Source organism: Streptomyces sp. NPDC051183, from assembly GCF_040682455.1.
In the GTDB taxonomy this organism is placed as follows: Bacteria; Actinomycetota; Actinomycetes; order Streptomycetales; family Streptomycetaceae; genus Streptomyces.
This window is the reverse complement of record NZ_JBFBBA010000034.1, coordinates 55927-73331: the sequence shown is the minus strand read 5'-3', so window position 1 is coordinate 73331 and position 17405 is coordinate 55927. Positions and strand designations below refer to the sequence as shown.

The window sequence follows — 17405 nt, the reverse complement described above, 5'->3', positions numbered from 1 at the left end:
CCGGCCGCGCCCGCGGATCAGGGATTGCCCCACCAGACGAAGTTCAGGTTGCCGCCGAAGAGGGCGGAGGCGAGGGTGGCACCGGCCATGATCCACAGCACGGTGCTCTTCTTCGCGCGGGCCATGGCCAGGGCGAGGGGGAAGAGCAGCGGGAAGGCCGGCAGGATGAAGCGCATCTTCGAGAAGTAGAAGCCGGCTCCCCCCAGCGCCGTGAGGAGGATCATCGCGGTGTAGATCCACACGACGGCGGGGGGCCGGCGCCGGCGCGTCATGATCACGAACAGGGTCACCGCCGCGACCACCGTCAGGGACACCACCACGTGGTTGAGGGTGGTGTGCACCTCGGTGAAGGTCTTCTTCAGGTTGACCAGGGTGTCCCAGCCGCCGTCGTACACCGATCCCCAGCGCTGCTGGAGCTCGAAGTACCCGTCCCAGCGGCCGAAGCGGTACCCGACGTAGCCGACGTACCCGAACCAGCCCAGCGGGGCGATCGCGACGGCCGTCAGCATCCGGCCCACCGGAGGCCGCTTCTTGCGCTTCTTGCGGCGCCACTGGATGTACTCGAACAGCGCCGTCAGCACCACCGCCGCGACGATCGCCGATCCCGACGGCCGCGTGGCACCGGCCAGGAAGGCCAGGACCCCGGCCGTCAGCCAGGCGCGCGACATGACCGCGTACATCGCCCATACGGACAGCGCGAGGAAGATGGGCTCGGTGTACGCCATCGATTCGACGAGCGCGGCGGGCACGATCGCGAACAGGGCGCAGGTGAACAGCGCGACCCGCTTGCCGTAGATCCGGTCGGTCACCGCGAAGATGCCCCAGGCGGCGATGACCGAGGCGAGGAGCGCGAGCCCCATGGCCACCCAGTTCATGGGCAGCCCGGTGACGTAGGAGGTGTACCTGATCATCATCGGGTACACCGGGAAGAACGCCATCTGGCAGCTCGGTCCGGCGTACGCGCAGGGCGAGGGGTACGCCATCGGCGTGGTGAGCCCGCTCTCGGCGATGTGCAGGTAGTACACGGCGTCCCAGCGCCCGCCGAGGATCTCCAGCGGCCGGACGTCCTTGCGCTCCGCCCAGACCGCCATCACGCCGAGGCCGACGGCCCGCAGCGCGATGTGGATCAGCAGCGCCTGCCGGGCCCGCTCCAGGTTGGCGAGCACGCGGCGGCCCGCGCCGCGAAGGGCCGACTCCTTCGCGGCCGCCCCGGGCTCGGCAACGGACTGCGCATCCGGGACACCGGAGCGTATGGAGTTTTGGGGCACATTCCATCCTGATCATCGTTTTAAAGATCAACTGCTATCTGCGGCAGCGTACAACGGTACACAGGTGTCGGACTCCGCCAATACCCACCCAATGGCGGCCACAGCTGACAAGCCGGTGGCCCCGGGCCCGCGGGCCCCGCTACTCCACCGTGAGGTCGTCGAGGTAGACGGCGCCGGTGCCGGTGGCGCCGGCGGCCGGGACGAAGTCGACGCCGATCTCGCGTACGTCGTGCAGTCCGGCGACCTTGGACAGGTCCAGCGTGAGCGTCACCCCGTCCGGTCCGACCTGCCGCGCGCCGTCGTCGTACCACGTCATCCCCGCGCCCGTGCGCACGTACAGCTTGGCCCGGGTGCCGGAGGCGTGATCACCCCAGGGCGCCGTGCGGGCGCGGCCGGTGAGCCGGGTGCGGTCCGTCACATCCCAGGTGCCCTTGCGGTGGAGGAAAGCCTCGCCCTTGGCCAGGTCGACGTCCGCCTTGAGGGAGCGGGTGCCCCGCGCCGCCCATTCGGTGACCGACCAGGGGCCGCCCGTGGTGATCCAACCGCTCCAGCCCTCGGTGCCGGTCTCGAACCCGGCGAGCCGGAGCGGTCCCTCCACCCGCAGGTCGTCGACGTAGACGGCGCTCCTGCCCGTGGCGCCGACGGCCGGGACGAAGTCGACGCCGATCTCGCGTACGTCGTCCAGGGCCGGAACCCTGGTGAGGTCGAGGGTGAGCGTGGTGCCGTCGGGGCCGGTGGGCTGGGCGCCGTCGTCGTACCACGTCATGCCCGCGCCGGTGCGCACGTACAGCTTGGCCTTGGTGCCGGAGGCGTGGTCGCCCCAGGGGGCGGTACGGGCCCGGACGGTCAGCCGGGTGCGGTCGGTGAGGTTCTGCGGGGTGGAGTACTTCAGGAGCGGTTCGCGGCCGGCGCCCAGGTCGATGTCGGCTTTGAGGGACCTGGCGCCGCGGGCGACCCACTCGTCGACCGCCCAGGGGCCCGCGGTCGTGTTGCCGGAACCCCAGCCCTGGGTGCCGGACTCGAAACCGGCGAGTTCCACGCCGGACCGCTCCGTGCGCCGGCTCAGGTCGATCTCCCCGCGGTTGACCACCCACGGGTCGTTCATGAGCTCACTGCCGTGGAGGTTGCCGTTGCGGACCGGGCTCCACGGGCTGTTCCACGTCAGGAAGTACGCGGTCTCCGGAAAGCGGGTGTGCAGGGCCTCGGTCCACTTCGCGTAGTCGAAGCCGGGGTCCGGATGGTCCTTGCCGGGCGCGTTGGGCGGGCCGATCTCGGTGAACGCGAACGGCTTGCCCAGCCGGACCAGTTCGTCGTAGCCCTGCGCCGCCGCCGGGTCCGACAGGTAGCAGTCCAGTCCCACGACGTCCACGTACGAGGACCCCGGGTAGAAGCCCGAGGCGCCGTAGTCGCCCTGCCCGCAGTTCGGCGCGTACACCCAGATGACATTGCGTGCCCCGGCGCCGAGCTTCTTGCCGATGTGGTCGAACATGTCCTGCCACACCGCGCGGAACGCGGCCGGGTTCTGACCGCCCCACCAGAACCATGCGCCGTTCATCTCGTGCAGCGGACGGAACAGCACGGGAACCCCGGCGTCGCTGAGGTCCTTCAGACCGGCGGCCACCTGGTCCAGGGTCGCGTGCCATGCCTTGCCGGCCGGGGTGGCGGGGTCGGTGAGCTCGGCGAAGTCGGCGAGCGGCGCGTTCATCGAGCCGCCGCCGGGATTCGGTGCGTGCACGCTCACCGAGGGCAGGCTCCCCCTGCCCCAGGATTCCTTGAGGTAGCCGTTGCAATAGGTGCTGACGGCCGTCGAGCCCCTGCCGTCCACCCAGCCGTCCGCGTAGTCGCAGGCGATGACCGCCGGGTGCTGCCCCGTGTTCGCGTACACCTCCTCGACCTGCTGCTTCGTCGCGTCGAAGGCGTCACGGTGACTGTCGGTGCGGCTGTATCCGGCGAAGTAGCCGGACATGACCCGCTCGCCGTCACTGCGGTTGGGCAGGTGCGCCAGCCAGTTCAGTACGTCGCGCCCCGGGGCGGACACTGCCGGGTCGGCGGGCACGACCGAGTGCGCTGCCGCGGGGATTGCCAGTCCTGGCGCGACGGCCAGGATGCCGGCACCCAGCGCGGCGGCGAGAGCGGTGGTCCAACGGCGTATGTGCACGGGCGTCCTTCGAGGAACACGGAGGGCTGCGGAGATCGCGGGCTCGGTAGGGCTGCGGTCAGCGTAGTTGACGGAGGGTGGGGCCACCGAGGAGACGATCAAGGAGCGCCCTGTTCGGCCAGGTCCGCCATCAGGTCGTCCCGCCAGCGCGCGGACAACCGCTGGTGCAGGATCGAGGCTGCGGCCGTCGGTGTCGGCAGCAGCACGAAATCGCGGAGCGCCCTCACCGCCCCGTCGCGCAGCGCCCACGCGCTGAAGTCGGCCTGGGTGACGGGCGATTCCTCACACCGGTACCGGGCGGTGTCCAGCATCTTCCGGGCCGCGTGGGTCTCGGCGGCCAGGGTCCTCATCCTCAGCTCCAGCGGTCCGTCGGCCGGGAGCTCCACCGGCTCGTCGCGGCCGATGCGTTCCAGCGCCCGCGACACCTCGGGGTACGTGTCGATGCCGGTCTCGGCCGCCAACCGGACGAGCTGCCCCGCTACCACCGCGCGCAGTTGCTCCGGGGTCGTCCGCGCGACCAGCTCACCGAGGTCGAAGTCCCGGACCCAGGAGGGCTCGGGCCGGGCCGATGCGTCGTGCTCGTCGAGTACCGGCAGCAGCAGCGCGCTCGCCAGCGGCTCCTCCCCGTCCTCCTCGGGCCGCCAGGCAATGCCGTACGCCTCCTCCAGTCCGGCGAGCAAGTGCGCGTACGCGGCCGTCGAACCGGGCCAGGGGTCGACGTACAGGACCTGGTACTCCTGCCCGTCGGGCCCGGTCCTGTAGTCCTCACGCGGCGAGTCGACCTCCCGGCCCGCATCCGGCCGCGGCGCTCCGTCCTCGACGAGGCTGACGCGCACCTGCGGGCCACGCTTGGTCAGGGTCACGGCCCGGGTGTCCTTGGACAGCCGGCGCAGCAGCTCCGGTCGGCCGAACTGGGGATCGCCGCCCTCCTGTGTGGCGTACGACCAGCTGCCGGCCGTACCGATCCGCACCATCGGGCGGTGGCCCGCCCACGGTGCTCCGGCGGACAGCCGGGCCTCCTCGCGGCTCCGCGGCCGGGCGGTGGCCGGTATGGTGCCCAGCCGCTGCGCCAGCTCCGCGGGGGCGATCCCGTGCACGAACACCACGTCCGGCTGCCCGATTTCGGGTTCCGCATCGGTCTGCATGAAGGTGATGGCGACGTACGCACCGTCAGGCCGGGGCGTGGACGGCTCTGCCTCGACCGGCCGCTCCGGTTCCGGCTCGACGGCCTCGGCGGCGAGCGCGAGCGGTGAGACGGGCTCGGGGACGGTGGCCGTCTCGTCCTCCCAGATCAGGACGCCCTGGAAGGCCAGCGGGGTCCGTCCGTTGAAGGGCGTGCCCGTCTCCAGCGCCGTCGCGTAGTCGGCCAGGACGTGACGCAGTCCCGGCCAGGGGGTGAAGGACGGCGCATCCTCGTCGAAGTACCGGCCGACGCGCCCGTGGTTGGGGCCGGGGCGGCAGGCGAGGAACAGGCCGTCGGAGGACTGCCACCCGATGCCCAGGGTGACGAGGAGCCGCTCGTGCGGCCAGTAGGCCAGCTCGTCGTTCTCGTCCTCGTCGTATCCGTACTCCGCCTCGTCCTCGGCGAGGTCCTCGCCGATGTCCCTCAGGAACTCCGTGCTGCTGACGATGTCCGCCACGCCGGACAGCGGCCCGTAGTAGCCCAGCTGGGGCGTCCCGTCCTGGAGCTCCACTCCGTCGTGACGGAGCAGCGACTCCTTCAGGTCGGGCGGGAACGTCAGGCCGAGACGGCGCTCGGCCTCCTGGATGTCCTGCGGGAGGGCGGGCGGCCTGAGTCCCGCGTGGCTGGCGGGGGCGTACTGCGCGAGCCAGGCTTCGATGCGGCCCCAGGACTCGTCAACCGAGGGTGTGATCATGCCGGTACCTTACGTACCCGCACCGACAACGCCCGAGGTCAGCCGGATCGTGGTGGCGGCAAGGCGTCCGGAGGCCGTGAGTTCCCGACGCGGCATTAGAGCTCCATGAAGCGGAACTCGTCCAGCACGGCGAAGCCGGTGCTGTCGTACAGGCCCATCGCGACCTCGTTGCCGCCGAAGACGTTGAACATCATCACCTCGTCGCCGCCCCGCCGGGTGGCCCACTCGCCGACGGCCATCGCGGCCCGGCCGTAGCCCTTGCCGCGGTGCTCCTCGTACACCTCCAGCGAGAAGCCGAAGGTCACGCCCGGCAGGAAGCCGTGGTTCACCCAGCCGGTGCCGATCACCTGGCCGTCGGCCTCCATCGCGTAGAAGGCGTGCCCCGGGGTCAGGTATCCCTGCGGGAGGTGGAGGGCGAAGTCGTGGTCGGACTTCTCCTTGGCCTGCTCCGGGGTCAGCGCTCCGGCCCGGACGATGTCCGCGATGTACGCGGCCTCCTCACCGGCGTACCAGCCCGGGTACTCCTCCTCCGTGAGCCTGCGCACCGTCAGGCCCGGCGGCAGTTCGGGCCGCTCGGCGGCGGCGCGCATCCGGTTCTGTCCCCGTACGGGATAGTCGGCGAACGCCCCCGCTCCGCCGGTGAGCCGGACCTCCACCCGCTGGGCGCCCTGCCCGGCGCACCACCGCTCGGCCCATGCGCGGCCCTGCGGCGCGGTCAGGTCGTGGATCCGGCCCACGGCCGCCCCGTTCTCCTGCGTCACCCCGACCGCTGTCCACTCGGTGCCGTCCGTGGCCACCGTCCAGTCGTCGATGCCCTTCGCCGCCCGTTCCAGCAGGGCCCGGGCCAGCGGCTCCGAGCACCCCGCGGCCCGGTACCCGGCCAGCACCCGTTCCTCGAACCCGGCTCGCCACGCACCCCGGTCTGCCACGATCTCCATCTCGTTCATCCGGCCACCCTAGGGGCCGCCGGCCGAGCGCGGCCTTCGAATTAAGGCCGGTCAGGCGCCGGGGACGGGACCGCCCTCCAACAGCTCGGGGCCGTTGTTGCGCACGTTGTTGACCGCGGTCGACACGGCGCGCACCTCCAGCCGGCCGCCGCCCGGGGCGGCGAGGAGGGCCCGCAGTTCGTGCGGGTCCTCGTGCGCGGGGTCGAGCCAGGCGTCGTAGTCGTCGGGGGTGAGGGCGAGCGGCATGCGGGGGTGGATGCGGCCGGCGGCATCGGTGGCCTCGGTGGTGATGATGGTGCAGGTCGCCCACCACGCGGCCGGATCCCCCTCGTCGGCCACCGCGGGGTCGCGCCAGAACTCGTACAGCCCCGCCATCGCCATGACGGCACCGTCCTCGGGCTGGATGAAGTACGGCTGCTTGTACGCCTTCGCGGTATCGGCGGCGGGCACGGGAACCCACTCGTAGAAGCCGTCCGCGGGCAGCAGGCAGCGGCGTTTGGCGAAGGCCCTGCGGTAGGCCGGCTTCTCGTGCACCGTCTCCACCCTCGCGTTGATCATCTTCACCCCCGAGGCCGGGCTCTTCGACCACGAGGGCACCAGGCCCCACCGCAGCGCGCGCAGCTGCCGCTCCAGCACGCCGGTCTCGCGGTCGGCCCGTTCCAGTACGGCCCAGACCCCGTCGGTGGGAGCGACGTTCCAGCTCGGCTCCAGCGCCCGGCCCGGATCCCTCCTGGTGGCCCCGAACAGGCTGGACAGGTCCTCAGGACCGCGGGTGGAGACATATCGACCGCACATGGCCCCCAGCCTGCCACCGCACCCGGCCCCGGCGTTCGAGGCCCGCCCACGGGCCGGGCACGACGGAACGGGGCTCGCGCCCCCGCTCCCCCGGACGGGTGTAGAGACCGCCGGTATATGCCGGTGGGTGACCTACCATGCAGGACATGAGTGATCGTGCGATGCAGGAACCGACCCTGCTCCTCCTGACCGCGCTCGCCGACGAGCCCCGCCACGGGTACGCCATAGCGCGCGAGGTGGAGCTGATATCCGGCGGGCGCGTCAAGATGCGGACCGGCACCCTGTACGGGGCCCTGGAGCGCCTCCTGAGCCAGGGGCTGATCGAGGTCCACGAGGAGCAGATCGTCGACAGCCGGCTGCGCCGCACCTACAGCCTCACGGCCGCCGGCCGGCAGAGCCTGGCCGCAGAGGCGGAGAGGATCGCCGCGACCGCGCGCGAGGCAGCCCGCCGCCTGGGCGTCTCCGGAGGGACGGCCACGGCATGAGCCTTCGCCTGCTGCGCCTGTACCCCGAGGATTTCCGCCGGGCCTTCGGCGACGAGATGTCCGAGGCCTATCGGGAGGCGACCGAGGACGCAGGCCCGCTCACCCGCCTGCGGGAAGCCGGCGACATCGTGGCGCACGCGCTGCGCCTGCGCCTGCGGGTGGGGTCCGCGCACCGCGGCGGGCGCCTGTTCGCGGCCGCCGCGCCCTTCGCACTGGCCGCGACGGGCGCGTACTCCGCCTCGCTGCTCGCCTCCAGCCTCAACTACCTCTACGTCACCGGCCAACCCGACTCCGTCGGCCCCCTCGGCTACGCGATGAACGGCTTCCACCTGCTGACCTTCATCGGCACCGTCATCGCGCTGGGCGGCCGCTTCGCCGCCGGTACGCGGTGTGCGTTCGCCGGCTCGTCGGGCACCGCGGCCTGCCTGCTCGTCGCGGTACTGCCCGGCGCGCTCCACATGCCGCTGATGCACGCGGCCTACCTGATACCGCCGCTGGCGGTCGCGGCCGTCCCGCTGCTCTGCCCGCCGGACCTGCGCCCGTACGGCCGGATCAGGAGCGGTGCGGGCCGGCTGGCGCTCATGGTCTGGGCCCTGCTGTCCGTGGTGATCCTCGCCCTGCCCGGTGCGGAGGGGTCCGCCGCCGTCCCGCTGTGGCGGTTCACCCTGCCCCTGGCCGCCGCGCTGGTCCTGCTCGGGCGGGAGGCACTGTCCGGCGTACGCACGGCCGGCCAGTTCACCCTGGCCGTCGTGCCCTTGCTCGTCACGGGCTACTTCGCCGGGTCGTTCGGCAGGGACACCGCGCTTCCGTTCCTCGGGATGCTCGCCTTCACCGCCCTGGCCGTGCGGATGTGGCGCCGCAGGCGTTCCGGGTCGCTCAGCCGTCGTAGCGGCCGACGCTGACACGGATCTTGGACTGGCCGTGGCCGAGCTCCTCCCAGTCCTCCATGAAGCGCGCCGTCAGGCCGTGCCCGGCCGCGAGGTCGACGAGGGTCTGGGTGCGGTAGTAGAAGTCCTCGCGCAGGACCTGGTGTTCGGTGCCGGTCGTGCGGTCGAAGGTGAAGTCGAAGTGGCCGCCGGGCGCCAGGACGCGGCCCACGTGGGCGAGGCACTCGTCGATCACTTCGATCGGTGAGTGCGAGAACACGCTGTGGGCGTGGACGACGTCGAAGTATCCGTCGGGGAGGAAGTCCAGCGTCAGGTTCCCGGTGATGGTCAGGTGCGGGACCTTGGCCTGCAGCCCTCGGTCGGTCAGGGTGCGCTTGGCCTCGATGAGGATGTCGGGCGAGATGTCGACGCCGTAGTAGTGGCCCGCTTCGAGGAAGTCGATGAAGCGCCAGCCGGCGCGGAGGTTGCCGCAGCCGATGTCCAGCATGCGCGCCCCGGGCGTCAGCCCGTGCCGGAGAAGGTAGTCGAACTGCATCTGCCCCAGAGCGAGCCAGCGTTCGTGGGTCTGGCTGCCGACGGCGGCCTCGGGGTTGCGGCGCGTGTCCGAGGCCATCACGGCCCGGTAGTAGCTCACGTGGTCGGGGTGCTTGAAGGCCAGCCACCGGTCACGGGCGGCCCGCTTCAGATACGGGGCGATCCGGTCCGGCCGCCTCGCGGCGTGGCGGACCTTGTGGGCGAGGGACTCCCGGTTGGCAGTGAGGTCCTTCTTGGTGGCCATGGGCACTCCATCTCCGTCGCACGGCGAAATTCCCGACGGCGGGGCAGGAGCGACCGCCGACGGGGAGGATCTTCAGACCTCACCATACGTCGGTGGCCGACATATACAAACCACTGGACTGTCTGTCTCGGCGAGGTCCTCGGACGACTCGCCGTTCCGCTCAGGGGCGGGGCGCCGGGGGCGGGGAACCCTCCAGCAGCCGGGTGACTTCCTGCCCGAGCGCGTACGGGGCCGCCGTCGCACTCACGCCCAGCTGGGCCGCCGACAGCCTCGGCATCGCCCTGCACCGGCGCTACGACGCCAAGGGGCTGGCGGCCGATCTGGACCGCGCGGTCGGCGCGTTCACCGCCGCCGCAGACGCGACGGACGAGGGCAGCGTGAGCCGTCAGACCGCGCTGATGAACCTGTCGATCGCCCTCCACGCACGGGCCTCGGAGCGCCCGGATTCCCCGTCCTCGGCCACCGACCTGGACCGGGCGGTCGAGTGCCTGCGGAGCGCCCTCGAACACATGCCCGCGCTGCGGCCCGCACGGGGCGGCGCGGCGTCGTCCATGGCCTCGGCCCTGAGCGACCGGTTCGCCCGGACCGGCGCCGCGGACGACCGGGAACAGGCGATCGTGTGGGGCATCGCCGCATGGGAGGAGGAGCAGGCGGACGAGGGGGTCCGGATCACCGCCGCGCTCGTCGCCGCCGGAATGCTTGCCGCCGAGGACCCCGACCGCGCTGCCGACCTCGCCGAGGCGGCCGTACGCATGCTGCCGCGGATCGCCTCGTGGTACTCGTACCGGGCCGACCGCCAGGACATGATGTCCCGGTTGGGCGGTACGGCCGGCACGGCGGCCGCCCTCGTACTGGGCGCCCGGCGGGGAACGGCGGCGGAGCGGGCCGAACGCGCCTACCTGGTACTGGAGTCGGGCCGGGCGGTGCTCCTCGGGCACGCGCTCGGCACCAGGGGCGACCTGGCGGATCTCGAACGGACCCGGCCCGACCTGGTGCGGCGTTTCAAGGAAGCAAGGCACCGTGTGGAGAACCCCGTGCCCGACGGGCTTCCGCCCGTGGGCGCCTCGGACATCGCAGCCCGGGCCGCGTGGCAGGTGCGCATCGCCCAACAGCAGCGGCTGCACGCCGCCGAACTCCAGGAACTGACCGAGGAGGTCAGAGCCCACCTCGCCGCGTTCGGGAAGCCCCCGACGCTCCCGGAGGCCCTCGCGGAGGCGGCGGAGGGCGCCCTCGTGATGCTCAACGTCACCTTGCTGCGCAGCGACGCCCTGCTGCTGACCTCCGAGGGCATCACGGCCGTCGAACTCATCGCCCTGACCCCCGCAACGGTCACCGAGCGGGTGTCCGCCTTCCGCACGGCGGTGGACACCCTGTCGGGCGACGCCGGTTTCGAGGAACAACTGGCCGCCCAGGACGTCCTCACCTCGGTTCTGGGATGGCTGTGGGACGCGGTGGCCGAGCCCGTACTGACCCGGCTCGGCCACACCCGGCAGCCCGAGGAGGGACAGCCGTGGCCCCGGCTGTGGTGGGCGCCTGGCGGCGTGCTGGGTGCGCTGCCCCTGCACGCCGCCGGCCACCACACCGACCTCGCCGCCGATGGTGCCGACGGTGCGGGCCGCCGTACGGTCATGGACCGCGTGGTCAGCTCCTACACCCCCACCTTGCGCGCACTGCGCCACGCCCGGGCCCAGGCCCGCCGGCAGCGCACCGGGCCCGTGGCGCACCGCGCGCTGCTGGTGGCCATGCCCGTCACACCGGGGCTGCCCGACGGGGGGCGCTGAGCCAGGCCTTGGACGAAGTCGCCCGCGTCCGGCGCCACTTCACCGACGTGACGCTGCTGTGCGGCCCGGACGTGATCGTCGACCCGCCCGCCGACGGCCCGGCCGTCAGCTCCGAGGTACTGGCGCGGCTGCCGGGCATCACCGTCGCGCACTTCGCCTGCCACGGCATGACCGACGGCGCCGATCCGTCGTTGAACCGGCTGCTCCTGCACGACCACGCAAGCGCTCCGCTGACCGTCCAGGACCTCCTGCCCACCGAACTGGACAGCGCCCGGCTGGCGTACCTGTCGGCCTGCAGCACCGCCTCCTCGACGCGCGGCAGACTCTCCGACGAGGCCATCCACCTCGCCTCGGCCTTCCAGCTCGCCGGCTTCCCGCATGTGATCGGCTCCCTCTGGGAGATCCACGACCGGATGGCCGCCGCCCTCGCCGACAGCTTCTACGCGGGACTGCGCACCGGCTCCGCTCCCCCCGACACGGAGCGCGCCGCGCAGGCGCTCCACCGAGCCGTCCGAGAGGTGCGCGACGGAGCGGACCTCCCGGGGGCCTACGACCGCACGCGCAACCCGTACCTGTGGGCGGCGTACCTCCATGCCGGCGCATGAGGCGCGGTGCCCGCCGGGGTACTGACGGCGACAAAGGCGTTGTGCGGGCAGCTGGGGCGGTCGCATGATCTCCGGATGGACGAGACGCCGAACCGCTTCCCGGATTGCCTGCCGGCCCTGCGCGACGCGGCGCGCGAAGCGGGCTTCAGCATGTCCTGCGACGAGCGCACCGGCAGCTTGCTGGCCCTCCTCGCGGCCGCCCGCCCCGGCGGCCGTGTCCTCGAACTCGGCACGGGGGTGGGTGAGGGCACCGTGTGGCTCCTCAGCGGGATGGACAGCGCCTCGCGTCTGGTCACGGTCGAGTTGGACGGGGCCGTTCAGAGGGTCGCCCGCGAGCACTTGGGGTCCGACCCCGGGGTGACGTTCGTGACCGAGGACGGCGGTGAGTGGCTGGAGAGGCACGACGGGGGGCCGTTCGGATCAGGGCCGGGCCCGGCCCTGATTCGCCAGACACCCCCTAGGGCTGGGGGCAGTTGTACTGCTCCGGCATCGGAACGGTGACGCAGTACGAGCCCTGGCCGGCGGCCTCCCTGACGATGTCCTCGGGCACGGTGAAGACCACGCTCCGCGAGCGCGGCATCACGACCGTGCCGATCTGGCGGACGAGCGAGGCCCGGTCTCCGGCTTCGGTCGGGGAGTCGGTCCTGTAGAGCCCGACCGGGATCCGCGCTCCGGGCTCGAAGCCGTAGATGAGGATCCGGTGGCTGCCGCTGTCCACGACCAAGCGGTCGGGGCTGTCCGGAAGTTCGACCGGGTGGCTGTGCCGGGCCGCCAGCGTGCCCTGGGTCGCCCGGATCGTGAGCGTGCCGGCGGCGGCGAGGTCCTCCCGGGCCGCGTCGGGCGGCACGAACCACCACTTCTCGCTCTGCAGCACGCCGTCGCCCTGGGGGTGCACGGCCAGCGCCTGCCCGGTGAAGAGCGACTCGGACGGCTCGTCGTGCGCGTACGTGAGCTCGGAGGCGGCGGGCCGGGCCGTGGTCGCGTACTGCCGGCCGCCGGCGGTGACGACGACGTCGACGGGTGCGTCGGGCGAGAAGCCGCTCAGGCAGAGGGCCACCTCGTCGGGGGTGATGACCCGGTCCAGTGCGCGGATGTTGCCGATCCAGACCGCGGGCGAGCCGCCGCCGATGCCGGGGATCTTCCCGAGGTCCGCGGTGCAGTCGGGGACGGCCCCGTTGCCGGCCGCGAGGATGGTGATCTGCTCGGCCAGGAGGACGTCCGTGGCCGGGTTGGTGGTCGGGGGGATCGTGGGGGTCGGCGTCAGCGTCTGCGTGCGGGCGTCGCTCGGGGTGGCGGACGCCGACGCGGCGCCACGGCTCGGGGAGGTGGTCTCCGACGGCGGGCTGCCGCACCCCGCGGCGACCCAGCCCAGCATGGCAATGCTCAAGATCAGTCGTCTCGGTGTCACGCGCACCACAGTCCTTTCCGGATCAGCCGGCCGGTGAAGCGTCGGGGCACCGGGCACCGGCGCCCTTGGCCTCTTGCTGGAGGGAGTTCTTGAGTTCCTCGTACCGCTGCGACGTGATCTCTCCCTTGGCCCGGGCGGCGCCCAGCTGGTCGAGCGCGGCCCGCATGTCGCGGCAGCCCGAGTCCGTGTCGCCGCGCTGGAACTCCCAAGAGGCCGCGAGCGCCTGCCAGAGCCCGCGCCGGGCGAAGCCGCGTTCCCCGGCGATCGCTTCCTTGATGAAGGAGATGGCGGCGGCCAGATCGCCGCGCCCGAAGGCGTGCACCGCCGCGACGGAGGCGGCCAGTGTCTGCAGGTCCTTGACCGTGCGGCCCCCCTCGGCGGAGCGGACCCGCTGCAAGGCCTCCTCGATGGTCCCGTCGTCGGGAACGATCCGAGCCGTCACCCTGCACTGCTCCACCTGGGCGAGGTTCACCGAAGCCCGCAGCCTGCCGACTTCGGAGAAGAGGCCGTCGGCCGCGAGGCGCCGCAGTTCTGCGGACGAGGCGGTCAGGGCTGCGGCGTCCACCGTCCCCGGGCGGCAGCTCGGGGAGGGGCCGAGCGCGAGCTGGTACTGCGCACCCGCCAGGCTGAGGCGCGCGCGCAGTGCGATCCGTCCGTTCGGGTCGATGGCCCGGTAGTCGGCGCGAGCCGCTTCGAGGTAGGGCTTGCGCTGAGCCGCTGGGAGGCCGAAGGCCACTTGTTCGAGGACGTGGCCGCGGAAGAGCCGGACCAGGTCGGTCGTGACGAACTCGGCTCCGTCCTGCCGGGTGGTGCCCGTGCCCGCGGGCAGCAGTCGGTCCAGCTCCCGCTTCGCCTCGTCGACTTCGCCGTTGCGCCAGAGGTCGAGGGCGTGGGTGAAACCGGCCAGTCCGCGGGTGCGGCGTACCAGCTCGGAGATCACGTGTCTGCGGCCGGTGTCGGAGCTCCAGTCCTGATCGAGCCGGATCGGCCCGCTGAGGTACCACCCGGCGAGTTCGGGTGCGTCGGCCACCTGGGCGGCCCGTACGTAGACGGCCGGACGGAGTTCGGTCTGCCCGGCGGAGTCGGTGGCGACGAGACCGCCGATGACGATCCCGGCGTTCGTCCGTTCGACGAAGCGGTTCGTCCAGTCGTCCAGCTCCTGGTGGTCCTGCCCCGCTCTTCCGAGCACCTCCAGGGGAGGCGAGATCAGCCTGGCGTAGTCGTGTGCCCTGCTGCCCTCGGGCAGCTTGTCCTTCATCAGATCCGCCGTGAAGACCTCCGACACGTCGTCCAGCACCTGCTGGTCGTGGCCGGCGCCGACGCCCTCGAAGCCGACCACGGCCACGTCCTGGCCCCCGGGCAGGCGGGGCAGCTCCGGCGGCGGTGGACTCGGCTGGAAGACGATCACCAGAGCGATGCAGACACCGAGGAATCCCACCAGGCCGGCGACGGACAGCCGGCGCGCGCGGCGGGACATCTTGGGCCGGTCGGCAAAGGTCATCCTGACGGCGACGATCCCGCCGATGAGGACCGCGAGGAGCAGGAGGGCGGCGCCCACGGGACCGGACTCGATGCCGAAGAGCTGTAGCAGCGGACCGAGGCCCGCCGAGAGCAGCGGGCCCGCCACCGCCAGCAGACCCAGCCACCACGGCAGCGAACGGGAACCGTTGCCCGGCTCCTCGGGTGATTCCGGCGGCGGCTCGGCGGCGGGGCTTTCGTCCGGGGCGTCCGGCTCAGGGCCGTCCAGCGCGATCTCCCTTCGGAACACGGTTCGCGGTCGCACCTTTGCATACATTCCGGGCAAATAGGCGGTGCCGCTCCGCCGACGGCGCAGAAGTCCTGCGAGCCCTCGGTGCTCAGGCCGAGTGGATGTCGACGGTCCGGCCGTCGGGGTCCGTGAGCAGGTGGCGGCCGGGGGCGAGCGGTGGCACCGCGGCGGCGGCGGTGAGGGTGAGGCCCAGGCGCAGGGCGCCGGTCTCGCGGCGGCGCCGATGCCCGCGCGGACACCGGCCGGAAACCGCGCCGGGTCGACGGTGGTGGCGAGGATGACGCCCACGTCGGCGACCGATGCCGCCTTCACCGGACGCGCCGGGCAGACCAGGCCGCCGATCCGGTCGAGCGGGAGCCGCGACCGTACGGCGACGACGCGGACCGGCAGGTCGGCGGCGAAGCCCAGGAGCCGCAGCGCCCGGGCCCGGGCCGCCTCGTCGCTGTCGGAGCTGATCACCAGCTCCACGAGGGCGGGGTCGGCCATGGTCGTGCGGGCGGGACCGTACCGCTCGACGGCCGCCGCGGTGGCGATGGAGAGCCGGTCGAGGAGCACCTCGTCGAGCGGGCTCGGCGGGCCGGGGCGTTCCAGCCACACCGTGCCGATCTCCTCCTCGTCGAGGGTGATCGGCGCCGCGGTGAACTCGGGCGACGCCGGGGCGGGCGCTTCCCTGCCGTCGGGCGCCGAGGTACGGGCGGCAGCGACGGCGGCGGGGCTGGACGAGGTGATCGGGCGGCTGCCCGGCGGCTGGGCGACGGACGTCGGCGAGGGGGGCGCACTGCTGTCGGGCGGTGAGCGCCGGCGCGTCTCGATCGCGCGAGCGCTGCTGAAGGACGCGCCCGTCGTACTGCTCGACGAGGTGACCTCCGCGCTGGACCCGGTGAACGGGGCGGCGGTCCACGAGGGCATCGAGCGCCTGATGCCGGGCCGGACCGTGGTGATGGTCGCGCATCGGCTGCGGACCGTCCGGCGCGCCGATCGCATCGCCTTCCTGGACGGCGGCCGGATCGTGGAGGAAGGCAGCCACGACGAACTGCTGCGCCGCGGTGGCCGCTACGCCGAGTTCTGGCAGGTCTCCATGGCGCCGGCCGCGTGAATGAACCGGTACGCCCTCGCCGGCCGCCGCCCCACACAGCGGCCGACGAGGCTTCCGGCGCCAGACACCCCCTAGCGGCCCGCGGGAGTGGTGTTGTCGGTGACCGTGCCGTCCGTACCGGAGACGGTCACCGCGTGCCGGACGCCGTCCGGTCCCAGGACGACGGCCCGCCAGGCGCTGCCGCCGCCCTCCTGGGCGACCACGCGCAGGCTCTCGACCTTGCCGCCCGGCACCGCCGCGGCGGCCTTGTCGGCTGCGGCGCCGATCGACAGCGACGGGAGCGGCGCAGGGGCGTTCTTCGGGGACCCCGGCCGCGCGTCGCCGCCGTCGAGCCCCTTGAGGCCGTCGAGGCCGTCGCGCACCTTCGGGCCGTCGTGCCGGCCCTGGCCGCCGCCCGGCGGGCCGCCGCGGCGCTCGCCCTCACCGACGGGACCCCACTTGCCGCCGCCCTCGTGGCCGTCCTCGAACCACGCGAGGCGCGGGCCCCGGTCCATCCGCCCGTGGTGGTGCTCGGAGACGGCGACGGCCGCCGCCCCGCCGCCCACGATCACCACGGCCGCGCCCAGCACCGCCCACCGGGCTCCCCTGCTCCGGGGCACCAGGCGGTCCAGGGCGGCACGACCCCGGCCCCCGGCCTTCGGGGCGTCCTCCGGCTGAGGGGGCTGTGGGGGCCGCTCGGGCTGCCCGGGCTGCTCAAGCGGTGGGAAAGTATCAGACATACCGGTACTCCTCAGGACAACCGGGCGCTCACTGCACCCGGCTGGTTCCCGAGCATGCTGAGCCGATCCTGAAGCCCACCTGAAGCTTCCTGAAGACCTCTTCAGCCGACCGCCGTCCGCACCTGAGACCCTGTCGGCATGCGCGTACTGGTGGTGGAGGACGAACGGCGGCTGGCGGTGGCCCTCCAGCGGGGGCTCCAGTCGGAGGGGTTCTCCGTGGACGTGGCCCATGACGGGCCGCAGGGCCTGTGGCTGGCCACGGAGCACGACTACGACCTGATCGTGCTCGACATCATGCTGCCCGGCCTCAACGGCTACCGGGTGTGCGCGAAACTGCGGGCGGCCGGCAACGAGTCGGGAATCCTGATGCTCACCGCCAAGGACGGCGAGTACGACGAGGCGGAGGCCCTGGACACCGGCGCCGACGACTTCCTGTCCAAGCCGTTCTCCTACCTCGTCCTGGTCGCCCGGCTCCGCGCGCTGGGCCGTCGTACGGGCCGCAGGCGCCCCCAGGTGATGCGGTTCGGCGATCTGCTGATCGACTCCGCCCGGCACTCCTGTTCCCGTGGCGGTACGGAGATCCGGCTCACCGCCCGGGAGTTCGCGGTCCTGGAGTACCTGGCCCGGCGCTCCGGCGAGGTGGTGTCCAAGCGGGACATCCTGGAGCAGGTCTGGGACAGCGCCTTCGACGGCGACCCCAATGTCGTGGAGGTCCACGTCAGCGCCGTACGCCGCAAGATCGACGCGCCGTACGGGCGCACCGCGCTGGAGACCGTACGCGGCGCGGGGTACCGGCTGGCGGCCGACGGTGGCTGAGCGACCCCTGTTCCGGC

Annotated in this window: 15 protein-coding genes and 1 pseudogene; 7 read left to right on the top strand and 9 right to left on the bottom strand. The window is 72.7% G+C overall.

The features are described from left to right. Positions 1-17 precede the first annotated feature (17 nt). From AB0M99_RS27205 to AB0M99_RS27185, 5 genes are all read right to left on the bottom strand, one after another. The gene (locus AB0M99_RS27205; RefSeq protein WP_365924833.1) at positions 18-1268 is read right to left on the bottom strand and encodes a glycosyltransferase family 39 protein; all 1251 of its coding nucleotides are present in this window, start codon (positions 1266-1268) and stop codon (positions 18-20) included. Positions 1269-1407: 139 nt separating this feature from the next. Continuing rightward, on the bottom strand, positions 1408-3426 hold the full coding sequence (locus tag AB0M99_RS27200) for a glycosyl hydrolase (protein WP_365924831.1): 2019 nt from the start codon (positions 3424-3426) through the stop codon (positions 1408-1410). 98 nt (positions 3427-3524) lie between these two features. Next, positions 3525-5303 (bottom strand): SMI1/KNR4 family protein, encoded by a 1779-nt coding sequence (locus tag AB0M99_RS27195; protein WP_365924830.1) that lies wholly within the window; start codon positions 5301-5303, stop codon positions 3525-3527. Positions 5304-5398: 95 nt separating this feature from the next. Further along, positions 5399-6250 (bottom strand): GNAT family N-acetyltransferase, encoded by an 852-nt coding sequence (locus AB0M99_RS27190; protein ID WP_365924828.1) that lies wholly within the window; start codon positions 6248-6250, stop codon positions 5399-5401. A 51-nt stretch (positions 6251-6301) separates the two neighbouring features. Continuing rightward, the gene (locus tag AB0M99_RS27185; RefSeq protein WP_365924826.1) at positions 6302-7045 is read right to left on the bottom strand and encodes an SOS response-associated peptidase; all 744 of its coding nucleotides are present in this window, start codon (positions 7043-7045) and stop codon (positions 6302-6304) included. A 146-nt stretch (positions 7046-7191) separates the two neighbouring features. Here AB0M99_RS27185 and AB0M99_RS27180 point away from each other — a divergent pair, with 146 nt between their 5' ends. Next, a complete protein-coding gene (locus AB0M99_RS27180) occupies positions 7192-7530 on the top strand; it encodes a PadR family transcriptional regulator (protein WP_365924823.1) in 339 nt (112 codons plus the stop codon). Next, on the top strand, positions 7527-8432 hold the full coding sequence (locus AB0M99_RS27175; protein WP_365924821.1) for a hypothetical protein: 906 nt from the start codon (positions 7527-7529) through the stop codon (positions 8430-8432). Before AB0M99_RS27180 ends, AB0M99_RS27175 begins: the two co-directional genes overlap by 4 nt. On the opposite strand, the gene AB0M99_RS27170 is transcribed toward AB0M99_RS27175, so the two are convergent. Then, positions 8407-9195: a class I SAM-dependent methyltransferase gene (locus AB0M99_RS27170; RefSeq protein ID WP_365924819.1), complete on the bottom strand. Its 789-nt coding sequence runs from the start codon at positions 9193-9195 to the stop codon at positions 8407-8409. The two genes, AB0M99_RS27175 and AB0M99_RS27170, sit on opposite strands and share 26 nt — an antisense overlap. 203 nt (positions 9196-9398) lie before the next feature. On the opposite strand from AB0M99_RS27170, the gene AB0M99_RS27165 reads away from it, so the two are divergent. The 3 genes from AB0M99_RS27165 to AB0M99_RS27155 all read left to right on the top strand — a co-directional run bounded on the left by AB0M99_RS27165 (position 9399) and on the right by AB0M99_RS27155 (position 12082). Beyond that, positions 9399-10976: a CHAT domain-containing protein gene (locus AB0M99_RS27165; RefSeq protein WP_365924817.1), complete on the top strand. Its 1578-nt coding sequence runs from the start codon at positions 9399-9401 to the stop codon at positions 10974-10976. An 8-nt stretch (positions 10977-10984) separates the two neighbouring features. Beyond that, the gene (locus AB0M99_RS27160) at positions 10985-11581 is read left to right on the top strand and encodes a CHAT domain-containing protein (RefSeq protein WP_365924815.1); all 597 of its coding nucleotides are present in this window, start codon (positions 10985-10987) and stop codon (positions 11579-11581) included. A 75-nt stretch (positions 11582-11656) separates the two neighbouring features. Beyond that, complete coding sequence (locus AB0M99_RS27155; RefSeq protein WP_365924813.1) at positions 11657-12082, top strand: hypothetical protein; 426 nt, start codon at positions 11657-11659, stop codon at positions 12080-12082. Here the strand turns inward: AB0M99_RS27155 and AB0M99_RS27150 are convergent. Both AB0M99_RS27150 and AB0M99_RS27145 read right to left on the bottom strand, forming a co-directional pair. After that, positions 12039-12968, bottom strand: coding sequence for a hypothetical protein (locus AB0M99_RS27150; protein WP_365924811.1), 930 nt, complete (start codon positions 12966-12968; stop codon positions 12039-12041). The genes AB0M99_RS27155 and AB0M99_RS27150 overlap by 44 nt on opposite strands. 43 nt (positions 12969-13011) lie before the next feature. Further along, positions 13012-15354, bottom strand: a complete 2343-nt coding sequence (locus AB0M99_RS27145) for a hypothetical protein (protein ID WP_365924809.1) — start codon at positions 15352-15354, stop codon at positions 13012-13014. A gap of 85 nt (positions 15355-15439) precedes the next feature. Here AB0M99_RS27145 and AB0M99_RS27140 point away from each other — a divergent pair. Further along, positions 15440-15853: pseudogene (locus AB0M99_RS27140) on the top strand (ATP-binding cassette domain-containing protein); the annotation flags it as partial. A gap of 71 nt (positions 15854-15924) precedes the next feature. Here the strand turns inward: AB0M99_RS27140 and AB0M99_RS27135 are convergent. Beyond that, a complete protein-coding gene (locus AB0M99_RS27135; protein WP_365924807.1) occupies positions 15925-16572 on the bottom strand; it encodes a hypothetical protein in 648 nt (215 codons plus the stop codon). A gap of 138 nt (positions 16573-16710) precedes the next feature. Here AB0M99_RS27135 and AB0M99_RS27130 point away from each other — a divergent pair, with 138 nt between their 5' ends. Then, positions 16711-17388, top strand: a complete 678-nt coding sequence (locus AB0M99_RS27130; RefSeq protein WP_365924805.1) for a response regulator transcription factor — start codon at positions 16711-16713, stop codon at positions 17386-17388. Positions 17389-17405: the final 17 nt, after the last annotated feature.

Excerpts from the sequence above, each read along its gene's own strand:
- AB0M99_RS27195 (WP_365924830.1), bottom strand. The coding sequence starts at position 5,303 with ATGATCACACCCTCGGTTGACGAGTCCTGGGGCCGCATCGAAGCCTGG.
- AB0M99_RS27190 (WP_365924828.1), bottom strand. The coding sequence starts at position 6,250 with ATGAACGAGATGGAGATCGTGGCAGACCGGGGTGCGTGGCGAGCCGGG.
- AB0M99_RS27185 (WP_365924826.1), bottom strand. The coding sequence starts at position 7,045 with ATGTGCGGTCGATATGTCTCCACCCGCGGTCCTGAGGACCTGTCCAGC.
- AB0M99_RS27180 (WP_365924823.1), top strand. The coding sequence starts at position 7,192 with ATGAGTGATCGTGCGATGCAGGAACCGACCCTGCTCCTCCTGACCGCG.
- AB0M99_RS27175 (WP_365924821.1), top strand. The coding sequence starts at position 7,527 with ATGAGCCTTCGCCTGCTGCGCCTGTACCCCGAGGATTTCCGCCGGGCC.
- AB0M99_RS27170 (WP_365924819.1), bottom strand. The coding sequence starts at position 9,195 with ATGGCCACCAAGAAGGACCTCACTGCCAACCGGGAGTCCCTCGCCCAC.
- AB0M99_RS27155 (WP_365924813.1), top strand. The coding sequence starts at position 11,657 with ATGGACGAGACGCCGAACCGCTTCCCGGATTGCCTGCCGGCCCTGCGC.
- AB0M99_RS27135 (WP_365924807.1), bottom strand. The coding sequence starts at position 16,572 with ATGTCTGATACTTTCCCACCGCTTGAGCAGCCCGGGCAGCCCGAGCGG.
- AB0M99_RS27130 (WP_365924805.1), top strand. The coding sequence starts at position 16,711 with ATGCGCGTACTGGTGGTGGAGGACGAACGGCGGCTGGCGGTGGCCCTC.